Source organism: Sulfitobacter sp. NFXS29, from assembly GCF_040148765.1.
GTDB lineage: Bacteria > Pseudomonadota > Alphaproteobacteria > Rhodobacterales > Rhodobacteraceae > Sulfitobacter.
Window position 1 is genome coordinate 1 of record NZ_JAGDED010000006.1, and the last position, 17,616, is coordinate 17,616.

A 17,616-nucleotide genomic window follows, 5' to 3' on the forward strand; every position below is an offset into this window, starting at 1 on the left:
CTCAAAAATCCCATGTCGATCACTCCAAATCCCCCCAACCAAAACCGTCGGGGAAGTGTGTTCACATGGGTCAATTCTCAGTGACAATTTATGGGGCTACCGGGTCAGTTCTCAGTGACAATCAACACGATGGTCAAAAACGGCGTGTGCAAACGGTGGAGGAGCAAGAATTCCCGCAATTTTATCACCGCAGGCCAGCCCAGGACCCCAAGGATCAGGAAACACCGGCTGATGATGGCGAGGTCGTAGAGCGCGACGCAGCCGCTGTGCCCGCCCCTCAAGCCGCGCCCGAGAAGCCCGCCCTGGAAGAAGGCCACCATGTCTTTGCCGAAAATCGCAAGGGCGTGAGCTACAGCAAGCTATTCGGCCCTTACCTTGATGGCGCGCGCCGGATCATCGTCACTGATCCCTATATCCGTCTGCGCTATCAGGTGCGCAACATGATGGAGTTCGTTGAAATGGTCATCCAGCGCAAAGCGCCAGAGGATCAAGTCGCCATTCATCTGGTCACCGCACCCAATGAGGGCGAGATCCAGATGCAACGGGAACTGTTGGAAAGCATCTCGGGCGCGATCATCGGCACCGGAGTGGAGTTTACCTGGGCCTTTGACACATCCGGCTCCGCGCACGCCCGCGATATTATCACCGATACCGGTTGGAAGATCGTTCTCGATCGCGGCCTCGACATCTTCCAGCCGCCCATGCGTCGCGAGGGCTTCAACCTCGGCGATCGATTGCAGGAACACCGCATGGCGAAGGGCTTCTACGTGACCTATGTGCGGCAATAGGAACGCAGTATATCATTCTCAACACATGGTCTTTGCAAGCGGCCTCTATCTCAGGTGGGTACGGATTGTTCAGAAGACACAGGTATTTACCAAACCACTAAATGGTGGCACAGCCAACATATTAATCATTTTCGGCCCATAGCAGACATCTGGCTGCGGATCGCCGCGCTGCGTTTGCAACCCGCATTGTCGCCATTCGCTGCAAGTGCAACACTTGAGGCTCGTTCAATATGACAGAGAAGACTTTGCCAGTTTACTTTATAGCTAACGGAGAAGCGCAACTGAGTCCGATAAAGATAGGGCGCACTAATTCACTGAAGCGCAGGATAACCGAACTCCAAACCGGTAACCCCGTTCAGCTTAGGTTACTTGGATATATTGAATCCGAAGACGAGGTTTCGCTCGAAGCAAAGTTGCATCGAAAATTTTGTCAAGAGCGCGGATCTGGAGAGTGGTTTAACATTGAAGCAGAGGAAATCGTACCATTTCTGTTAGCCGCAGGTACCGCAGCTTACGTGCCGCCAGAAGATGCCGTTTTTGAATTCGAGAGTAATGATCGCACTGGTGTTCCATGCTTTGTGAGGGGAGCCGCATGGCTGGACCTTGAGGTCGATGAGCTATGTCCTTCTTGCGGCTGCTTTGGTGGTATCCATTATCAAGGTGGGCCAGCGGGTGATATCTGTCTGCGTTGTGGTTACATGCCTGCTCATCACGAGCCTTCGACCGATAGCGGTCATTCATTACGGGCCAGAATGTTTTTTTGCAGAACTTCGCCAAAGCAGAAATTTGCCTGTTATAATAGCACATAGGCCAAAGGGCTGTAGGGCTCGCCTCCTTTGGAAAAGCAAAAAATGGAACTGAGCAGACAAAGCCCATTTCACATCGGAAGTATCCAGAAAACATAGCTAAACCAAACAGCAATGTTTGAACTTTTTTCCACTGCCACAGGGGCAACGATCATTCCGTCCAGTTTTTCGTTTTCTCATTCGGACCGATAGGTTTTCGAACTTTTGGAGAGGAGCAGCATTGGAAGTGATCGCCTCAAGTCCAAAGTCGAATACGTGGGGCGCACGAACTTTTGCCCCAAATCTCGGCTTCCCAGTCGTCGGTTCCAGTAGCAACCCAAACCAATTTCCCGCCCTCTGAGCATACTTCCGATACAGCATGTGTGAGCTCAGTTTGTCTGACGCTTCCTGGTTTGGAGCGGAATTCACATGTATACTAAGACCAGCGTCTCTGTGCTCAAGGGGGATAGTCAAGTCATGATGGCCACCAGTTCGCCCTGCATCCCTGATCATAAGATCAAGCGCAGAACTCATTCTTCGAACCGAGTCTTCGCCCATCTCCAGAATTGCCAAACCCATGCCAACTGAGAACTGATTGGGGTCATGCTCGACCTCCGCAACTAATTTGCCCAGCCGAGTGTTTTGAAGCTTTGTGAGAATACCCTTAGGTGTGTCTTCCCCCGGCAAACCTTCCCTCCGGACGGTCATTGCGGCGTCAAGCTCACTTGCAACGCTGTCGTCCAGCAGCATCATACTTAAATCACTGTCGATCCACAGGCTTTGACGCAGATAGTACCCAAAGGCAGCCAATTCGTTGGTAACAAGTATTTTTTCACCGAACTGTGCTCTCAAGGTAATGTAGCTGAGAAACCGTAGTGGAGATGGCAGCATTTCGGTCACCACATCGATCAGGAAAAGATCGCAAACCAACGGGGCTCCAATCATGGGGTCAGTCGTTGTATTGAGAAAAGCCCGCGCTTGCATAGCCAATGCCGGATAGTGGTCCGCCAAGACGCACACAGGATAAACGCGCTCAATATTCGAAAGATCAGGTTCCCTTCCATCTGAACAGACATATCGAATGCCTTCTTTCGGAACTGCCTTCGCACAAGTGACTGCTTGATCGTAAGCCTTTTGTACGGCCCGGCCAAAATCATCTTTTAGTTTTTCAAGCTTGCCTTTTCTCGCTGGAAGGGTGAGGCGCTGAGATTTTGCCTGAAAGATCAGAGCGTACTCACCAAAAACCACTAAACAATCCATTTCGCCGATACGCTTCTTTCCTTCGTATACGTCTACGTTGGAAAACACGGAATTGCTTCCAAAGATCGAAATGAGCCGTTCTGTTAGAAATGCCTCCGTGAATTCACCTCGGTTTTTGGAAGCCGACGGAAAGTACTCTTTGTCTTCCGAAAACCAATAGAATGGACTGTCGTAGGTAGCCTCCACAAGCGGATAGTATTGGAACAAATACAGATCGCCGTTCGGAGCTTGCACGATAGGTGTTACTGCTACCTCATTGAAGTCATCAATTTGCAAGTATTCCCTGTGACCTCTTTCGGATTGGTAAGTGAAAGCATGAAGAAACTCGAAGACGTCGTCCTTATTTTTTCCACATCGAGATGCAATGTCATCAATATCGAGCCGAAAGCCCTCCAAAACAGTCCATTTTGACGGATCTTTCTTCCTCATTTCCTCAATAGCGGTTGTTAGAATTTGGTTTTGGGACGCGAAGAGCGCGCGGCAGATGTCACGCGCATCGATAGGTGCATAACCTCTTTTCTCAGCGAGCCAGTCACCGTCTGCAGCGTAGCGCTCAAAAGCCATATCACGAAACTGAAAAACGTAAGCAGACTCCGCCGCATAAAAGACCGCTTCCCGAAGCGCTTCACCGGTAGAAGTCGGGTCAAATCCAGATTGGACAGCTTCGATTGACAAGTCTGCGTAAGCATCGGCCGACAATCGGTCGTGGTATTCAGCCAGAAGGCTATCCGATGACTGGATTAAAGCTGTAAATGTTGCCGGGTCAGGGATTGACCAATCGAGTTCTGCTTTGACCATGCAGCCAATAAGGGCATTGATTTCATTACGTATCAGCCTTTCGAAGGAGTGCATTTTTTCAAAGTGCTTTCCCGAAACATCCTTTCTATAGCGGATGACGTTGTCCCGGAAGCAAAGATAAGCAACTGCATGCACATAGCCCGCGCTCGTGCATAGCTGCACCAGGTCGTCAAATATCTCCCGCTCAGTTCGGGGCTCTATTTTCATGTGTGCTCCACAAGGTTATCAATAAAGTATGCTTACGGATACCTTACTGGCGGATCGTGGACCATGCGTCCATATAAATGAGACCCAAAGGTTGGCGGAGCTCAATTCCATGGTCCGCTCTCGACAATTGGCAGCGATCCGTTTGTAGGCGCAGCGAAGGTCCGGTTTCCGCCCTAAGACCTTCTTTGGGCGAGTGCCGCCTAAGTATTCGCAATGGCCGCGAACCTTAGAAATGCCCGCGGCGCGGACCAGCACGGCTGGCGGCCTTCTCTGTTCTTCAGCTGCCTACTTGAGAGAGCCAGTTTTGATTTTTGTTCTCACGTATGGAGGCGTAGCCTATCGGCACTGCCATCATTTTGAACAGCAAGATCACGATCCGGAACGCCGCGAGAACGGGAGCAGTTAATTACCAAAAGGAGGTTTAGCTATGGCGAAGTTCTCAAAAGGCGACCGTGTTAGCTGGAATTCCGAGGCCGGGCGGGTCAGCGGTCGGATCATCGAAGTTCACGAAACGGACTTCGAATATAAGGGGCATCATCGACGAGCATCGAAAGAAGAACCGCAGTATGAGATCGAAAGCGACAAGACCGATCATATCGCGGCCCACAAGGAAGGCGCCCTACGAAAGCTAAAGTCGTGAGTGGCTTCGCAACAATTGGCCATTCAAATCGTCCGCCGCATGTCGTAATCGAAATGCTGCAGGAGGCCGGAATTCGTCTCGTGGTCGACGTGCGATCTTTCCCGAAGTCCCGAAGCAACCCCGACTACAACGATGACCGATTTCCTGAGCTACTGACTGACTATCAGATCGGTTATCGTCATATGCTGGCTTTGGGAGGTCGACGACCAAAACAGCCTCATGTCGAGAGCCACTTAAATGCTTTCTGGCGCGTGCGGAGCTTTCATAACTACGCTGACTATGCCCTCAGCCCCGAGTTTGGTGAGGCATTTAGAGAACTCGTAGCACTTGGTCAATCGCAGTCGTTGGCCATGATGTGCTCAGAAGCCGTCTGGTGGCGATGCCATCGCAGAATCATCACGGATTGGCTTTTGTTACACGGCGAAGAAGTGTGTCACCTCATGGCGCCAGGGCGCATCGATACCGCTCAGGCCACGGACGGAGCAAAGCTGTCTGAAGATGGTTCGGTCATATATCCAGGTAGCGCGTAAAGCGTCGATTGTATCAATGGCATGGTGGCTGTAGCTAAACGTTCAGGCGCAGCGGCAAAGATCATCTCTTTGACGAACTGGTTCTTTGCCTGTTCTCCGAAATAGGTTTGCACAACGTGCCCTCTCTTGAGGCAGATTGACAGCCCCGTTCTGCGCGATAAGCTTTGGGCATGGTTACGCATGAGAATCATTTTCGGTTTTTGCTTCTGAACCGCCCCCGTCCCCGGGTGGCGCACGCTTAGGCGTTCTTAATACCCCCGGGGCCTTCTCAGATACATCCTTGAGACTGCGATCCTTTGCGGGGGACCATCATGCTTTTCACCAACCCCATGGATCGGCCGACCGCCGATCTTTTAAATCCTTCGTTCAAATGCCCTTCCTTAAAGGGTCGGTTCCATCTGACCCGCTCCGACTGGATCGGGGTTGAGCGGCTATTGAGCCTTGGACTAACGGCCGAGTGTCCGAACCCGACGCTCATCGAAGGGTTTCTGCGCCACAAGCTTCGTCTTGCACGCGCCGCGCCTGAGCCCGCGCCCTCAAACCTCGTCATTGCTGGCAGACGCGTTGTCTTCATGACCAGCGGCGGCAAAGCTCGCAGCGGCATCCTGACGCTGGTGCCCCACGTTCAGCGAGGGGGCATTCCCGTGACCTCTTTTTTGGGGGCGACGATGCTGGGCATGCAGAAACTGCAGAAGACACCGCTTCTGCGGGAAGACGGCTGGGTCGACACGCTTGTGGTGCTGGACGTGCAAGGTGCTTGAGCGCCCGACACCTCGATCCTCAGAAATCCGCACACCTCAAAGGAGAGATAGATGTCCATCCAAACAAAGTCGCGGCGCATCAGGCGCCCGAAGATCGTTCTCAGCAAAACGCGGCTGGCAGAGCTGGAAGCCCTGTCAGAACGCATGATGCGACGCGATCCCGATCTGGCCGAACTGCTGATCGAAGAATTAAGTCGCGCGCGCGTGGTTACACCGTCTCGACTGCGGAGGGATGTGGTCGATCTCGGGCGCCAGTTCACCTACCACGATGAAACCGCGGGCAAGGACCATACGGTCACTCTTGTGCTGCCGCCCGAGGCGGATATTTCCGCAGGCCGCATCTCTATTTTGACCCCAATCGGCGTGGCGTTGATCGGCCTTGTCGAAGGGGCGGCTTTCCATTGGGAAACTCGCGATGGGCAACGGCGGGAACTGAAGGTCCTCAAAGTGTTCACCGACGACCAGAACTCGTTGCAGGAAGCCTGAGATGCGACGCTTCGACATGAGAACCTGCAAAAACCATGCACAACCCGGGGGGTGCGCTTTAATGCTGTGATCGGCATGGCGCACCGTCCGGGGTTGGAGCCGCCGATCGATCGGCACCATTTCTACTGGTCGGAGACATGCCATGACCTTTCATCTTCCATCTAAATGCCCCTCTTGTTCCGCCGCTATTCCTCGTGCGGCAGCCGGACGTTGCCCAAGTTGTCGTTATCCTTTCGCGCGCGCTTTGCCGTGCAACACTGTCCGCTGCCGGCGTTGTAATGCGCCAATCCCCTTACAAGGTGCCACGGCGCTCACCTGTGCAACATGTCGTGGCCGCCGCCCATCCCGCCTTGCAGCATAGCAGTCGGCGTCTACCATCGGATTCAAACTTTTAAGAAAGAAAGTCCTATGCGTCCGTTCCTTAAAGTCTTGAGCTACTTTGCCTCGGTGCTCCCCGCGAGCGCTTTGACGATGAAAGCGGCCAGCCGAATTGACCCGCGAGGTGCTTTTGGGTGCTTCTGAGGCTAAAGGTCGCAAGGCCATTCTGTGAGCTTGATAAGTCGCGCAGGCTGGCCCATGTAGAGGGTATGACCATGTTCAGTTTTCATACGAGGTTCCTGCTCAACGCAGGGAATACACTGAACCGCCTGTAGCCCCGGGCGGAGCAGCGCAATGGAGCGCGTTCCAACCACGGGGTTTGCTCGATCTGAAAATATATCGATGCGACGGAAACCTATGATTTCGGCCAGCCCGACGCGCATGCGGCGCGCTGGCACGAAGGCGTGGGCGACCGTCCGGGTTCAACCTTCTCGTTGAGGAGCCTGACATGTACGCCTACCTTCTGAACACCTCACCCTACATACGGCAGCCGCACCAGCCTCGCCAACCCCTGCGGTCCGAGCCAGCTCGGCCTGGCAAGCTGCGCCGCTGGCTGAACTCCGTTGTCAAACATTGGCAGCGACAGCGGACCATCGCGGCGCTGCAAGAACTCGATGATCGGATTCTCCGCGATATCGGCCTGTATCGCGGTGAGATTTCACACATCGTCCGAGAAATGGAAGCTGATGCGTCAGCGCGGCGAACCGCTGGTTCGGCGCGACCAGAGCGCGTTTGAACGCGCCTCTTTCTCGCATCTTGCGTCGGGGCCCAGACCAGGGGTCCCGGCACGTTCCTCGTTCGATGGCATGAAAGGACCAAGGCCATGATGCTTTGCAAAGCAGATTTCGAAGAATTGTTTCCCGAACTCAGGCGCGTGAAAAAAGAGGAGACTCCCGGCCCGTCGATGGAATGTGTCTCCCGATGGGAGGACGATGGCGGTGCCCCCGTCAGCGTGCGCCCACCGGGCCGCGAACATAGCCGCAGTCAGTTCGCCAACCCGATGTTCGCAGTTCTCCTCGGCATGGCGGCCATTCACTCGGCTATGCAACTGGGGAAGATTGCCATGCCTCCTCGGCCTCAGGAGCTGCCCTCGGTCATTCGATGACCCCGCAAAGCGAAGCCCCTGCCCCTTAACTGCGCGGGGCCCGCGTAGAGGTTTGCACCCCTTTTAAAAGTCCCGGCTTCGGCCGGGGCTTTTTCGTTCCCCTTCGTTCTTGAGGAAAGCGCTACAGCCATGACGCATAGGTTTTTCACCCAGATCGCACCGGTCAAAGCCCTGTTTGGCGCGACAGCTTTGCTGATCGCAGGCAATAGCCTGTTGGGTGTAGTCCTGCCGCTGCGGATGTCGATGGTCGGCTATTCCGTGGCACTAACCGGTGTGGTCATGGCCGCCTACTACTTGGGACTCGCGTTCGGTGGACTTAATGCCAAGCGTGTCATCTTGCGGATCGGCCATATCCGCGCATTTTCCGCCTTCGCTGCGCTGACGGCGGCGGTTTGTCTGTCCTACGGGTTTTTCGAATTTGCCACGGCATGGGCCGTGTTGCGTGTCATCAACGGCATCTGCATTGCCGGCATGACGACTTCCATCGAAAGCTGGCTGAACGATCGCAGCAATAACGAGACCCGCGGGCGCGTTCTGGGGTCCTATATGCTCGTTCTCTATCTGGCGATCGCTACAGGGCAGACCTTGATCAATACCGGGACCGTGGGCGCCAGTGATCACCTGATGATCTCCTCTTGCCTTATTGGTCTTTCGCTGATCCCAATCGCCATGACACGATTGGGCGAACCCGACTTGAACGCCTCGCAACCTCTGGCTCTTCGTCAGTTGTTCGCCGCATCTCGAGTAGGCGTAGTCGGTGCTGGTGTGGCGGGTATGCTTGTAGGATCCTTTTATGCGCTTGGCATGGTCTTTGCCCGGCAGATTGGGTTGACCGTACCAGATGCAGCCCTGTTCATGAGCACGGTTGTGCTTGGCGGTCTGAGCTTTCAGCTTCCCGTGGGGATGTTGGCTGATCGGTTTGACAGGCGGATTGTCATGTCATGCCTATTGCTGGTCGTTGGGATCTCATGGGGGCTGCTGTCGCAAGCTCTGGCGTATGACCTTTCCTTTCCGCTACTGATCTCCGTAACGCTCGCCTTCGGCGGCGCAATCAGCAGTATCTATCCCCTATGTGTTGCGCAGACCTTCGACCGATTGCAAAAACGCGTCTACGTGGCGGCTTCGGGGCGTTTGCTGATGGTCTATTCAATCGGGGCCACGATTGGGCCCCTCTTAGCCTCGGCATTGATGTCGGTATATGGGCCCGCCTCTTTTTTCCTGTTCGAATCCGGCGTAGCCATATGCTACGCGGTATTCGTCTTATTGACCATGCGGACAGGCCGCGCATTGCCCGTGGAAGGGCGAGAGAAGTTCGTGCCCTTGCCAGATATCTCCCCCGCGGCGGTCGCACTCGACCCGCGCACCCCTGAAGACTGAGTAGGCTGAAGCCACTTCGATCCAGCAAGGTCAACGAATTCGCGAACGGCCCTTAGCTGACATTGACTGAACCTTGCGTCGCCGCGCCGCAGCTTCCCCGAAGCGGACACTAAAACAGTTGCGCAGCATTTTGATCCGTTCAATGGCTGCTATGCGGACAAAGCAGACATCTTCTGACTTGCTATGACTAGCAGGACATTTACCTTCGCAAACACAGGTATGGGAGAATGAAACTGTGCAGAAAATAGCGACATCCAATCCGAATTTCATGATCCAACACGCTTCTCCGGATGATGCGGGGCTTGTTGTCGAATACATGAAAAAACTGGGCGCCTATCAAAAGATGTCGGACAAGATCACGGCAACTGAGCCTCAGATCAAACGGCTTCTGAATGAAAAACTGGGCGAGGCGCTGTTTGGATACTACAAGGGCGAAATTGCGGGCTTTGCCTATTTTTGCCAGAAATCATCTGCATTTACTGGACGGTCAGGAATCTATATCGATGGATTCTTCGTGGATACGAAAGTCCGCCATCAGGGTCTTGGCAAGATCATTATGGGGTATCTTTGCTCTCTTGCCCTCGAGAGAAACTGCGAGATGATGGAATGGGGGGTTCTGGACTGGAACAAACCCACCATCGAATTCTACAGAAGCCTTGGCGCCTATAGCGTAGACGAGATGACGATTTTCAGGTTTACGCCGGACGATCTGAAATCAAATGCTCTGGCATTCGAGGGCAAGCCATAACCATCTGTGATAGACGGTTTGGGCTCAGAGCAGACCTTAGCTATGATGAACGCGCGAGGCGGCTCAGCGGACAAAGCTGCCAAAGCTAAGATTTTCCCTATAGGTGCGCAGGTAGATCAAGCCCTATCATCGACCATTCGACCTTTGACTGACACCAGCTCTCATGTGTTGGTCGAACATAGGATTGATCGTCAATCACACCAGCTTTCACAAAAACGGTTTGGGGAAGGTGTTTAGATGTTCCGAATAGTGGAGCACCGCATCCGAGGCAAAAGTTGGGTTAACTCTCTTCCCGCGTCCGAAACCTTAGTAAACGAACCAATTCTACCGGACAGGACTTGAAAGCCGCTTGCTTCGAAAGGGACGGCGACACTGAAGGCAGCGCCAGTGAATTTACGACAATCCGTGCAGTGGCAATAGCTGCCCGTTCCCAATGGACGGCCACATATCAGTCGTGCCTCGCCACAGAGGCAGGTAGCCGTAATTTTATTTGCCATATTACCCTCAAGCCTTCAGGACTTTACCAATATCTCACAGGCCTTCCTCTGCTACTATGGGCTCAAGCCGGACTTCTACTGCGCGCGCGAGCAACGTAAGCAGTGAAGGATGCAGCGGGTGTCCGGTCTGCAACCGTTACTGGACATTCGAACGCGGCGAGGCGGGTGACTGGTCTCAGTCCATGCCGTATCTGTCCCCTATCAGCGCCGTCGACCAAGGCCTGACCAAATCTGCAGATGAACGCGGCAAGGCTACTAATGATTGCACCCCTTAGCCATTTCAAGCAATAGCTTCAGTCCGATCTCAAGCCTGTACCCGATGTGAAAGAAAATCCCTGTAACGTAATCCACTACGTTGAAACCACTGAATTTTTGTGGCTAACTGAACCGACTGCAATCGTAGCATTTTCTGGATAAGCTTTGCAGAACATTATTCGGAAAATAAATTTAAGATAAACAAAAATAGAAGATTTTTATGAATTTCCCCTCAAAAGAATTAGATCAGCTCACGATTGAAGAGGTTGCCAGTATACATGTGGGTACAACTTCACCAATCATGACCAAAAGTCATCGAGTTCTGTCGACGTTGGGTGTAATAGTTGGTGAAATGCGACACGCTAATACGATGAATAACTCGAATATCTTTGTTCCTTTACTCTGTTCATTCTCCATATTGGATCAAATTGGTACTTGCTATCAAGATCCAACCAAGTCCCAGCCTCCATCAAACGTATCTGGGGTTAAGAAATCTCTCCATAATTTTTGCAGTCACGATTATCGCAGTGCTGAAGTGGCAGGGTTATATGCTTTTAGAAATGGACTAATGCATGACGCTTCTTTTACGAGTTGCGACAGAAACGGAAATTGGTAATACTTCAGGTTTGATGCAAATCTTCAGAAGGTGATCGAGCCTGCATCGCGCCAATGGAATGGCCTCGCCAGTGACCTTTCTCATCAAACTACCACCTATGTTAACGGGCAAGAACTTCAAAACATGGTGCAAGTTGCTGTGTCTGGTCTGGCGAGCACATTGCGTTCCAACCCTTCCAACATTGCGATCACGGCGAGCAGAGAGGAATTGATTCACAAGTACCTGCTTTGGATGAAGCGTTCAACTGGTCAGATTTGAAAATATTTCTAATTATATTCCTTCTGGCTCCGAATGTATAATATTGAATGACAGAGAGGTCCGAGAAATGCATTTATGGGCCTGATATACTGGCGCCGCGGAGCCATGTCCGCTTTCCTGTTTAATGCTTCCGTCTGGCCAGGACGCAGCGAATGTCCTGTGTGGATGGCTCCTGCATAGCAAGACATTTTTGATCTGATTTGTGCATTTGTCAGAAGCAGTCATGTGTCCGGCCTGTTTGCGCGGTTTTGACCGCTGGCCCTGATGGGTTCCGCAAACCAAGTTCCTTACAGCTTAGCGGGCTATGACGCCCGGGACATTCGGCGGAGTGTCTTGGTTTTGGCGGCAGACTTATGCACCATCATCTCGCAGGTCTTGCTAACTCGTTGTTCCTTTCTTCTCAGACTGCCGCACGGGGGCTGTAGGGTTCGTCGCGGGTTAGGACAGCCCAGACGATTCGGGCGGTCTTATTGGCCATGGCGACAGTTGCGACACGGGCGGGTTTGCGTTCGAGCAGCAACGTCAGCCACTTGCTGGCACGTTCGGGGTGGGACCGTGTTTGTCGGACCGGTGATGTCATGCCGACGACGAGCAAAGAGCGTAAATACTGGTCGCCCATCTTGGTGATCCGCCCCAGCTTTTCCTTGCCTCCGCTGGATTTATTTGCAGGCGTCAAGCCCAGCCAGGCGGCGAACTCCCGGCCATTGCGGAACTGGTGCCCGTCGCCGATGCTGGCGATGATCGCAGAAGCCGTCACCGCGCCGACGCCGGGTATCGTGCGTAACAAACGGACACGCGCATCTTCTTTAGCCACTTGCTTGAGGCGCTCTTCATACCATCGGATCCGTTTATGCAATGCCATCAACTGTTCTGACAGGTTGCGGATCACCTCATTGGCGATATCTGGCAAATCGAGCACTTCACCCAGTGTGATATCCTCAGCAAACCCAATCACGCGGGCCAGCCCTCTGGGGATGTAGATGCCGAACTCGGCAACCAGTCCTCGCAAGCCGTTGATCAACTGCGTTCTTTGACGAACCAAAAGGTCGCGCGCCCGATGCAGCGACAGCAGGGCTTGTTGCTCAACCGTTTTAATCGCCACAAAACGCATGGTTGGACGTGTCACCGCTTCGCAGATTGCCTCCGCATCAATGGCATCAGATTTCCCACGTTTGACATAGGGCTTCACATACATCGGTGGGATCAAACGCACCTCGTGGCCTAAGGCCGTCAATTCGCGGGCCCAATGATGGGCGCTGCTGCAAGACTCCATGCCGATCAGGTAGGGGTTCAACTTAGCAAAGAACGGCAGAAACTGTGCCCGTCTCAGGGGCTTGTTGAACAACACAACCTCGTTCTCTGCGATACCATGGACTTGGAAAACGTTCTTGGCCAGGTCAACGCCGATTGTGGTAACTTGCATGGGGTGGCTCTTCTCAAAGCAGATTTAGACACCTGCATTATGGCGCATTGCGACGCCGGTTGAAGCAGGAGCCATCCACCCCATCAGCTCTCCGCCCTACCTGTCGCTCATTACCGATCGAGGCAGGCTGGGTCAGGGGTAGGCGCGCCAACTGAGGGGCGAGAGTGCATTCGTTGCGCAATGACCTACGCGCGGGCCGAGATAGAGGTTGTGCCTCAAGTAGCGGGTGGCAAGGCGTTTACCGATGAACTGGAATGTCATCGATCGGTATATCGCGCCGCCTTCAACGGACCTTTCAGCAAAGGCAGCTGCTGCACTTGACTGGGCTTCCTGCGGCAAACTCATGGATTTTCCGAAATTCTTCGCCGCAGGTTTGACGTATCGAAATCCGGCTCATACGTAGCGAAGATGAGGAACCACGAATACCCATCGCCCCTCCATGACACGCCTCGCCTGCGCGAACCTGCGTTTGCGTTCCACTCTCGGCTGGCCGCAGCCGGTGGTGTGAGTGCGGTCGATTTCGGCCAGGATGTCGATCTGCCGTTCGCACAGGTCGTGAAAGGCGTCCCGGATGCTCTGACGCAGCTTGAACAATTGTCCGGCAACGGTCAGGGAGCCCTCTCGTCCTGGACACCTGTTGCCATCGCAGGTCGCCGCCGCAGCATCAACGGCCATCAGTTTCCCGTCAGGCCGCTGTTGACGTCGGAAGTGCGCGGTTGCCCGGCATGCCTTCGCGAGGATATTGAGGGGTCTTCTCTTTCCCGGCATCAGGCGATGACATTTCAGGCACACTGGCTGATCCATCACGTTTCTCTATGCCTGAAGCATCAGTGCAGCCTCGTTCCTCTCTGGAAAGACACCGCACCGACCCTTCGCTACGATACGGCAATGCAGTTTCGGGAAATCGCGGATCAGATTGTATCCGGCGAGATGGATGGAGGGGCGCGTGCGCCGACCGAGTTCGAGATCTGGTTCGACCAACGCCTTGCCGGCGAGCCGCATAAGGAAACGTGGCTCGACGCGCATCCACTTCATGCCGCGTCGGTGTTCTGCCGCCTGCTCGGATATGCGCTTCTCCCGCTCCATGACCTCAAGCCGCGAGATGTAACGCCGAAATGGGAGCATCTCACGTATGACGCGGGTTTCGCCGTGGCTTCCCGGGGTGAGGCAGAGATCCTGGCTCACCTCAAACAGCTGAACGCCCTCGCAGAACCTCGGCTGGGGCCGAAAGCGGTGTTCCCGATGCTCTACGATCGTCTCTCACGCGAACACCGGGACGACCCCGATTTCAGCCCTTATCGCGATCTCATGTCTCGGCATCTGATGGACAGCTGGCCGCTGGGACCTGGTGACGACCTCCTCGGAGAGCCAGTGGGAATCCGGCGGCTACATTCTGTCCGCACGGCATCCGAAGAAACTGGCATCGATATGCGTCGTCTCCGTAAAATGCTGCAAGCTGCAAACATGATCGATCCGGATCTTCCTGACACTTGGGCGACCTTCGATGCAGAAGAAGCTGAGGATCTGTTGGCATCGTTGGTCAGCTTCGTGTCGGCGAAGGAATTCGCCGAGATGCATGGCATCAGTCGATCCCAGTTCGACCTTCTCGTCGAGGATGGTCTCCTGAAGCCTGCCCTGACTGATGCGCAATCGAAGCACATATGGGATCCGCGGGATGGACGGGGCTTTATCGATGGCCTCCTCACCGGGGCAGAGATCATCCAGCAAGCGCAACATGGATGGACTACGGTCGCGAAGTCGGCCCAGCGTCTTAAACTCAGGCCGGCAGAAATCATCCAGGCGATCCGGGAGGGACGGGTCCAGCGCGTGGCGCGCAACGTCCAATTCCACGGCTACGGCTCTGTCCACGTTTACCACCAAGAAGTCGCGCAGGTGCTGGGCAGCGATGAACCTGCCGCCCTGTCTCTCGAGCTGTTCACGAAGTCGATCGGTCTCGCTCGGCCAGTGTACCTCAATCGACTGGTCAAGGACGGCCATGTGCCGTCTACCAAAATGCGCAATCCGCGGACCAAAGCGATGCAACGCTACATCACCGAGAAGGATGCCGCCGTCTTCCATACACGTTTTGTGACGCTCCGCACGCTTGCGAAGGCTCAGGGCGTAACATGGCAAAGCCTGGCTCCGAAACTGCGCGACGCAGGCGTGCTGCCGTTCAGCCCGGAGGGCGTAGACTACGGCTACTTGTACCTCAAGTCCGAGGTCGAGAGAGCTCTGAGCATCTGATCCAGACGAGCAAGCCTGAAATGAAAAGGGCGGCGCACATCGCGCCGCCCTTTTCATATTCAGGGTCGAAAATCAGCCTTTATCCATCGCCGATTCAAAAACGCAGCTTTTGTCGCAAAACCCAACAATGGATGTCGGACGACAAACATGCCTACAGCTCCCCCAAATCACCCACACTTACTATGCCCACAGCTCCCACAAGTCATGCACCCTTCGACCATCCGCATATCGAACTGACCGCAAGACGGGCAGGACTTGCCACGCGGCGCATCGAGGCCGACGACCTTCGCCTGCGGGTCGGTCTTCAGGCCCATGCCCTCGCCCGCGATGAAGCCGGTGGCGATCATGTGGCGCTCGATCACGCCGCCGATGGCCGCAAGGATGGAGGGGATGTACTTGCCCTGCATCCAAGCCCCACCGCGCGGGTCGAAGACCGCCTTGAGTTCCTCAACCACAAAGGACACGTCACCGCCACGGCGGAACACGGCAGAGACCATCCGCGTCAGCGCCACGGTCCAGGCGAAATGCTCCATGTTCTTGGAGTTGATGAACACCTCGAAGGGGCGACGGTGGCCGTTCAGCACGATGTCGTTGATCGTGATGTAAAGCGCATGTTCACTATCGGGCCATTTGACCTTGTAGGTGTTGCCCTCCAGTTCCGCCGGACGGTCCAGCGGGTCGGACATATAGACGATCTCGCCGCCTTCGCTAACCTGATCGGGGCTATCGGCGGGGGCCTTGTCGGTCTTCTCCGACGAGACGCTCAGAACCGAACCGGTCACGTCATTGGGGCGGTAGGTGGTGCAGCCTTTGCAGCCCGTATCCCACGCCTGCATATAGACGTCCTTGAAGGCATCGAAGGAGATATCCTCGGGGCAGTTGATGGTCTTGGAGATCGAACTGTCGATCCATTTCTGCGCCGCGGCCTGCATCTTGACGTGGTCGGCGGGTGGCAGGGTCTGGGCGTTGACGAAATAGTCGGGCAGTGGCGTGTCGCCCTTCAACTCGCGCCACATCTGCACGGCGTAGTCGACAACCTCTTCCTCGGTCCGGCTGCCGTCTTTCTGCAGCACCTTGCGGGTGTAGGCGTAAGCAAAGACCGGCTCGATCCCCGAGCTTACATTGCCCGCGTAAAGGCTGATCGTGCCGGTGGGCGCGATGGAGGTCAGAAGCGCATTGCGGATGCCGTGCTCGCGGATCGCATCGCGCACATCGTCGTCCATCTGCATCATGGTGCCGGAGGCCAGGAATTTTTCCGCGTCAAAGAGGGGGAAGGCCCCCTTTTCTTTCGCCAACTCGACGCTCGCCAAATAAGAGGCACGCGCGATGGCCTTGAGCCATGCCTCGGTCTGGGCCGCTGCCTCATCAGAGCCGTAGCGCAGGCCGACCATCAACAGCGCATCGGCAAGCCCGGTGACACCCAGACCAATGCGGCGCTTGTTCTGCGCCTCAGCGGCTTGTTCGGGCAGCGGGAAGTTCGACACGTCGACGACGTTGTCCATCATGCGGACGGCGGTGGCGACCAACTCGCTCATCGCGTCTTGGTCAAGATGGGCGGCGTCCTCGAAAGGCTGCGCGACCAGACGCGCGAGGTTGATCGAGCCAAGCAAACAGGCGCCATAGGGCGGCAGCGGCTGCTCGCCACAGGGGTTGGTGGCGGCAATGGTCTCGCAATAGTTCAGGTTGTTGGCGGCATTGATGCGGTCGATAAAGATCACGCCCGGCTCGGCGTAGTCATAGGTCGCCTGCATGATCTTGTTCCACAGGTCGCGCGCTTGCACGGTCTTATAGACCTTGCCGCCGAAAACGAGGTCCCACGAACCGTCGGCCTTGACGGCCTCCATGAAGGGGTCGGTGACCAGCACGGACATGTTGAACATGCGCAAACGCGCGGGGTCGGATTTGGCGGCGATGAAATCCTCTACATCCGGGTGGTCGCAGCGCATGGTCGCCATCATCGCGCCGCGGCGCGAGCCTGCGGACATGATGGTGCGGCACATTGCGTCCCAGACATCCATGAAGGACAGCGGCCCCGAGGCATCCGCCGAGACGCCCAGCACATCCGCGCCGCGTGGCCGGATGGTGGAGAAATCATAGCCGATTCCCCCGCCCTGCTGCATGGTCAATGCAGCCTCTTTCAGCATGTCGAAGATACCGGACATGCTGTCAGGCACGGTGCCCATGACGAAGCAGTTGAACAGGGTCACGCGGCGCGCGGTGCCCGCGCCTGCGGTGATGCGGCCAGCGGGGAGGTATTTGAAATCCTCCAGCGCGTTGAAAAACCTGTCTTCCCAAACATCCGCCTTCGATTCGACCTGCGCGAGGTCGCGAGCGATGCGGCGCCATGTGTCCTCTACCGTGACGTCCTTGGCGGTGCCATCGGCCCCTTTAAAACGGTATTTCATATCCCAGATTTGTTCGGCGATCGGGGCGGTAAAGCGGGACATACAACGGTTCCTT

At 55.2% G+C, this 17,616-nt stretch carries 15 protein-coding genes and 1 pseudogene; 12 read left to right on the forward strand and 4 right to left on the reverse strand.

The genetic code is table 11. The annotated features are described in order from the left end of the window. Positions 1 to 788, forward strand: a 788-nt coding sequence (locus J3456_RS10830; RefSeq protein ID WP_349580262.1) for an MIT C-terminal domain-containing protein, incomplete at its 5' end; no start/stop codon positions are given. A gap of 230 nt (positions 789 to 1,018) precedes the next feature. Continuing rightward, positions 1,019 to 1,597 (forward strand): GIY-YIG nuclease family protein, encoded by a 579-nt coding sequence (locus J3456_RS10835; RefSeq protein WP_349580263.1) that lies wholly within the window; start codon positions 1,019 to 1,021, stop codon positions 1,595 to 1,597. Between the two features lie 96 nt (positions 1,598 to 1,693). On the opposite strand, the gene J3456_RS10840 is transcribed toward J3456_RS10835, so the two are convergent. Beyond that, positions 1,694 to 3,838: a YecA family protein gene (locus J3456_RS10840; protein ID WP_349580264.1), complete on the reverse strand. Its 2,145-nt coding sequence runs from the start codon at positions 3,836 to 3,838 to the stop codon at positions 1,694 to 1,696. Positions 3,839 to 4,265: 427 nt separating this feature from the next. Here J3456_RS10840 and J3456_RS10845 point away from each other — a divergent pair, with 427 nt between their 5' ends. The 8 genes from J3456_RS10845 (at position 4,266) to J3456_RS10880 (ending at position 9,863) form a co-directional block, all read left to right on the forward strand. Next, complete coding sequence (locus tag J3456_RS10845; RefSeq protein ID WP_349580265.1) at positions 4,266 to 4,478, forward strand: hypervirulence associated TUDOR domain-containing protein; 213 nt, start codon at positions 4,266 to 4,268, stop codon at positions 4,476 to 4,478. Beyond that, on the forward strand, positions 4,475 to 5,008 hold the full coding sequence (locus J3456_RS10850) for a DUF488 domain-containing protein (protein ID WP_349580266.1): 534 nt from the start codon (positions 4,475 to 4,477) through the stop codon (positions 5,006 to 5,008). Before J3456_RS10845 ends, J3456_RS10850 begins: the two co-directional genes overlap by 4 nt. A gap of 311 nt (positions 5,009 to 5,319) precedes the next feature. After that, a complete protein-coding gene (locus J3456_RS10855; protein ID WP_349580267.1) occupies positions 5,320 to 5,769 on the forward strand; it encodes a hypothetical protein in 450 nt (149 codons plus the stop codon). 51 nt (positions 5,770 to 5,820) lie between these two features. Next, positions 5,821 to 6,255 (forward strand): nucleoside diphosphate kinase regulator, encoded by a 435-nt coding sequence (gene rnk / locus J3456_RS10860; RefSeq protein WP_349580268.1) that lies wholly within the window; start codon positions 5,821 to 5,823, stop codon positions 6,253 to 6,255. An 826-nt stretch (positions 6,256 to 7,081) separates the two neighbouring features. After that, the gene (locus tag J3456_RS10865) at positions 7,082 to 7,369 is read left to right on the forward strand and encodes a DUF1127 domain-containing protein (RefSeq protein WP_349580269.1); all 288 of its coding nucleotides are present in this window, start codon (positions 7,082 to 7,084) and stop codon (positions 7,367 to 7,369) included. 87 nt (positions 7,370 to 7,456) lie between these two features. Next, the gene (locus J3456_RS10870; RefSeq protein WP_349580270.1) at positions 7,457 to 7,738 is read left to right on the forward strand and encodes a hypothetical protein; all 282 of its coding nucleotides are present in this window, start codon (positions 7,457 to 7,459) and stop codon (positions 7,736 to 7,738) included. A 129-nt stretch (positions 7,739 to 7,867) separates the two neighbouring features. Continuing rightward, a complete protein-coding gene (locus J3456_RS10875; protein WP_349580271.1) occupies positions 7,868 to 9,115 on the forward strand; it encodes an MFS transporter in 1,248 nt (415 codons plus the stop codon). Between the two features lie 268 nt (positions 9,116 to 9,383). Continuing rightward, entirely contained in the window at positions 9,384 to 9,863 is a 480-nt protein-coding gene (locus J3456_RS10880) for a GNAT family N-acetyltransferase (RefSeq protein ID WP_271689169.1), read from the forward strand. Between the two features lie 97 nt (positions 9,864 to 9,960). Here the strand turns inward: J3456_RS10880 and J3456_RS19420 are convergent. Continuing rightward, positions 9,961 to 10,360 (reverse strand): annotated as a pseudogene (locus J3456_RS19420) (GFA family protein). 1,529 nt (positions 10,361 to 11,889) lie between these two features. Continuing rightward, positions 11,890 to 12,912, reverse strand: coding sequence for an IS110 family RNA-guided transposase (locus J3456_RS10885; protein WP_349580272.1), 1,023 nt, complete (start codon positions 12,910 to 12,912; stop codon positions 11,890 to 11,892). Between the two features lie 244 nt (positions 12,913 to 13,156). On the opposite strand from J3456_RS10885, the gene J3456_RS10890 reads away from it, so the two are divergent. Continuing rightward, on the forward strand, positions 13,157 to 13,315 hold the full coding sequence (locus tag J3456_RS10890; RefSeq protein WP_349580273.1) for a hypothetical protein: 159 nt from the start codon (positions 13,157 to 13,159) through the stop codon (positions 13,313 to 13,315). Positions 13,316 to 13,320: 5 nt separating this feature from the next. Beyond that, positions 13,321 to 15,156 carry a TniQ family protein gene (locus tag J3456_RS10895; protein WP_349580274.1) on the forward strand — a complete coding sequence of 612 codons (1,836 nt, stop codon included), beginning with the start codon at positions 13,321 to 13,323 and terminating at the stop codon, positions 15,154 to 15,156. 167 nt (positions 15,157 to 15,323) lie between these two features. On the opposite strand, the gene J3456_RS10900 is transcribed toward J3456_RS10895, so the two are convergent. After that, a complete protein-coding gene (locus tag J3456_RS10900; protein ID WP_259947730.1) occupies positions 15,324 to 17,603 on the reverse strand; it encodes an adenosylcobalamin-dependent ribonucleoside-diphosphate reductase in 2,280 nt (759 codons plus the stop codon). Positions 17,604 to 17,616 lie beyond the last annotated feature (13 nt).

Coding starts and splice junctions, on each gene's coding strand:
- J3456_RS10835 (WP_349580263.1), top strand. CDS start 1,019: ATGACAGAGAAGACTTTGCCAGTTTACTTTATAGCTAACGGAGAAGCG.
- J3456_RS10840 (WP_349580264.1), bottom strand. CDS start 3,838: ATGAAAATAGAGCCCCGAACTGAGCGGGAGATATTTGACGACCTGGTG.
- J3456_RS10845 (WP_349580265.1), top strand. CDS start 4,266: ATGGCGAAGTTCTCAAAAGGCGACCGTGTTAGCTGGAATTCCGAGGCC.
- J3456_RS10855 (WP_349580267.1), top strand. CDS start 5,320: ATGCTTTTCACCAACCCCATGGATCGGCCGACCGCCGATCTTTTAAAT.
- rnk (WP_349580268.1), top strand. CDS start 5,821: ATGTCCATCCAAACAAAGTCGCGGCGCATCAGGCGCCCGAAGATCGTT.
- J3456_RS10865 (WP_349580269.1), top strand. CDS start 7,082: ATGTACGCCTACCTTCTGAACACCTCACCCTACATACGGCAGCCGCAC.
- J3456_RS10870 (WP_349580270.1), top strand. CDS start 7,457: ATGATGCTTTGCAAAGCAGATTTCGAAGAATTGTTTCCCGAACTCAGG.
- J3456_RS10875 (WP_349580271.1), top strand. CDS start 7,868: ATGACGCATAGGTTTTTCACCCAGATCGCACCGGTCAAAGCCCTGTTT.
- J3456_RS10880 (WP_271689169.1), top strand. CDS start 9,384: ATGATCCAACACGCTTCTCCGGATGATGCGGGGCTTGTTGTCGAATAC.
- J3456_RS10885 (WP_349580272.1), bottom strand. CDS start 12,912: ATGCAAGTTACCACAATCGGCGTTGACCTGGCCAAGAACGTTTTCCAA.
- J3456_RS10890 (WP_349580273.1), top strand. CDS start 13,157: ATGAACTGGAATGTCATCGATCGGTATATCGCGCCGCCTTCAACGGAC.
- J3456_RS10895 (WP_349580274.1), top strand. CDS start 13,321: ATGAGGAACCACGAATACCCATCGCCCCTCCATGACACGCCTCGCCTG.
- J3456_RS10900 (WP_259947730.1), bottom strand. CDS start 17,603: ATGTCCCGCTTTACCGCCCCGATCGCCGAACAAATCTGGGATATGAAA.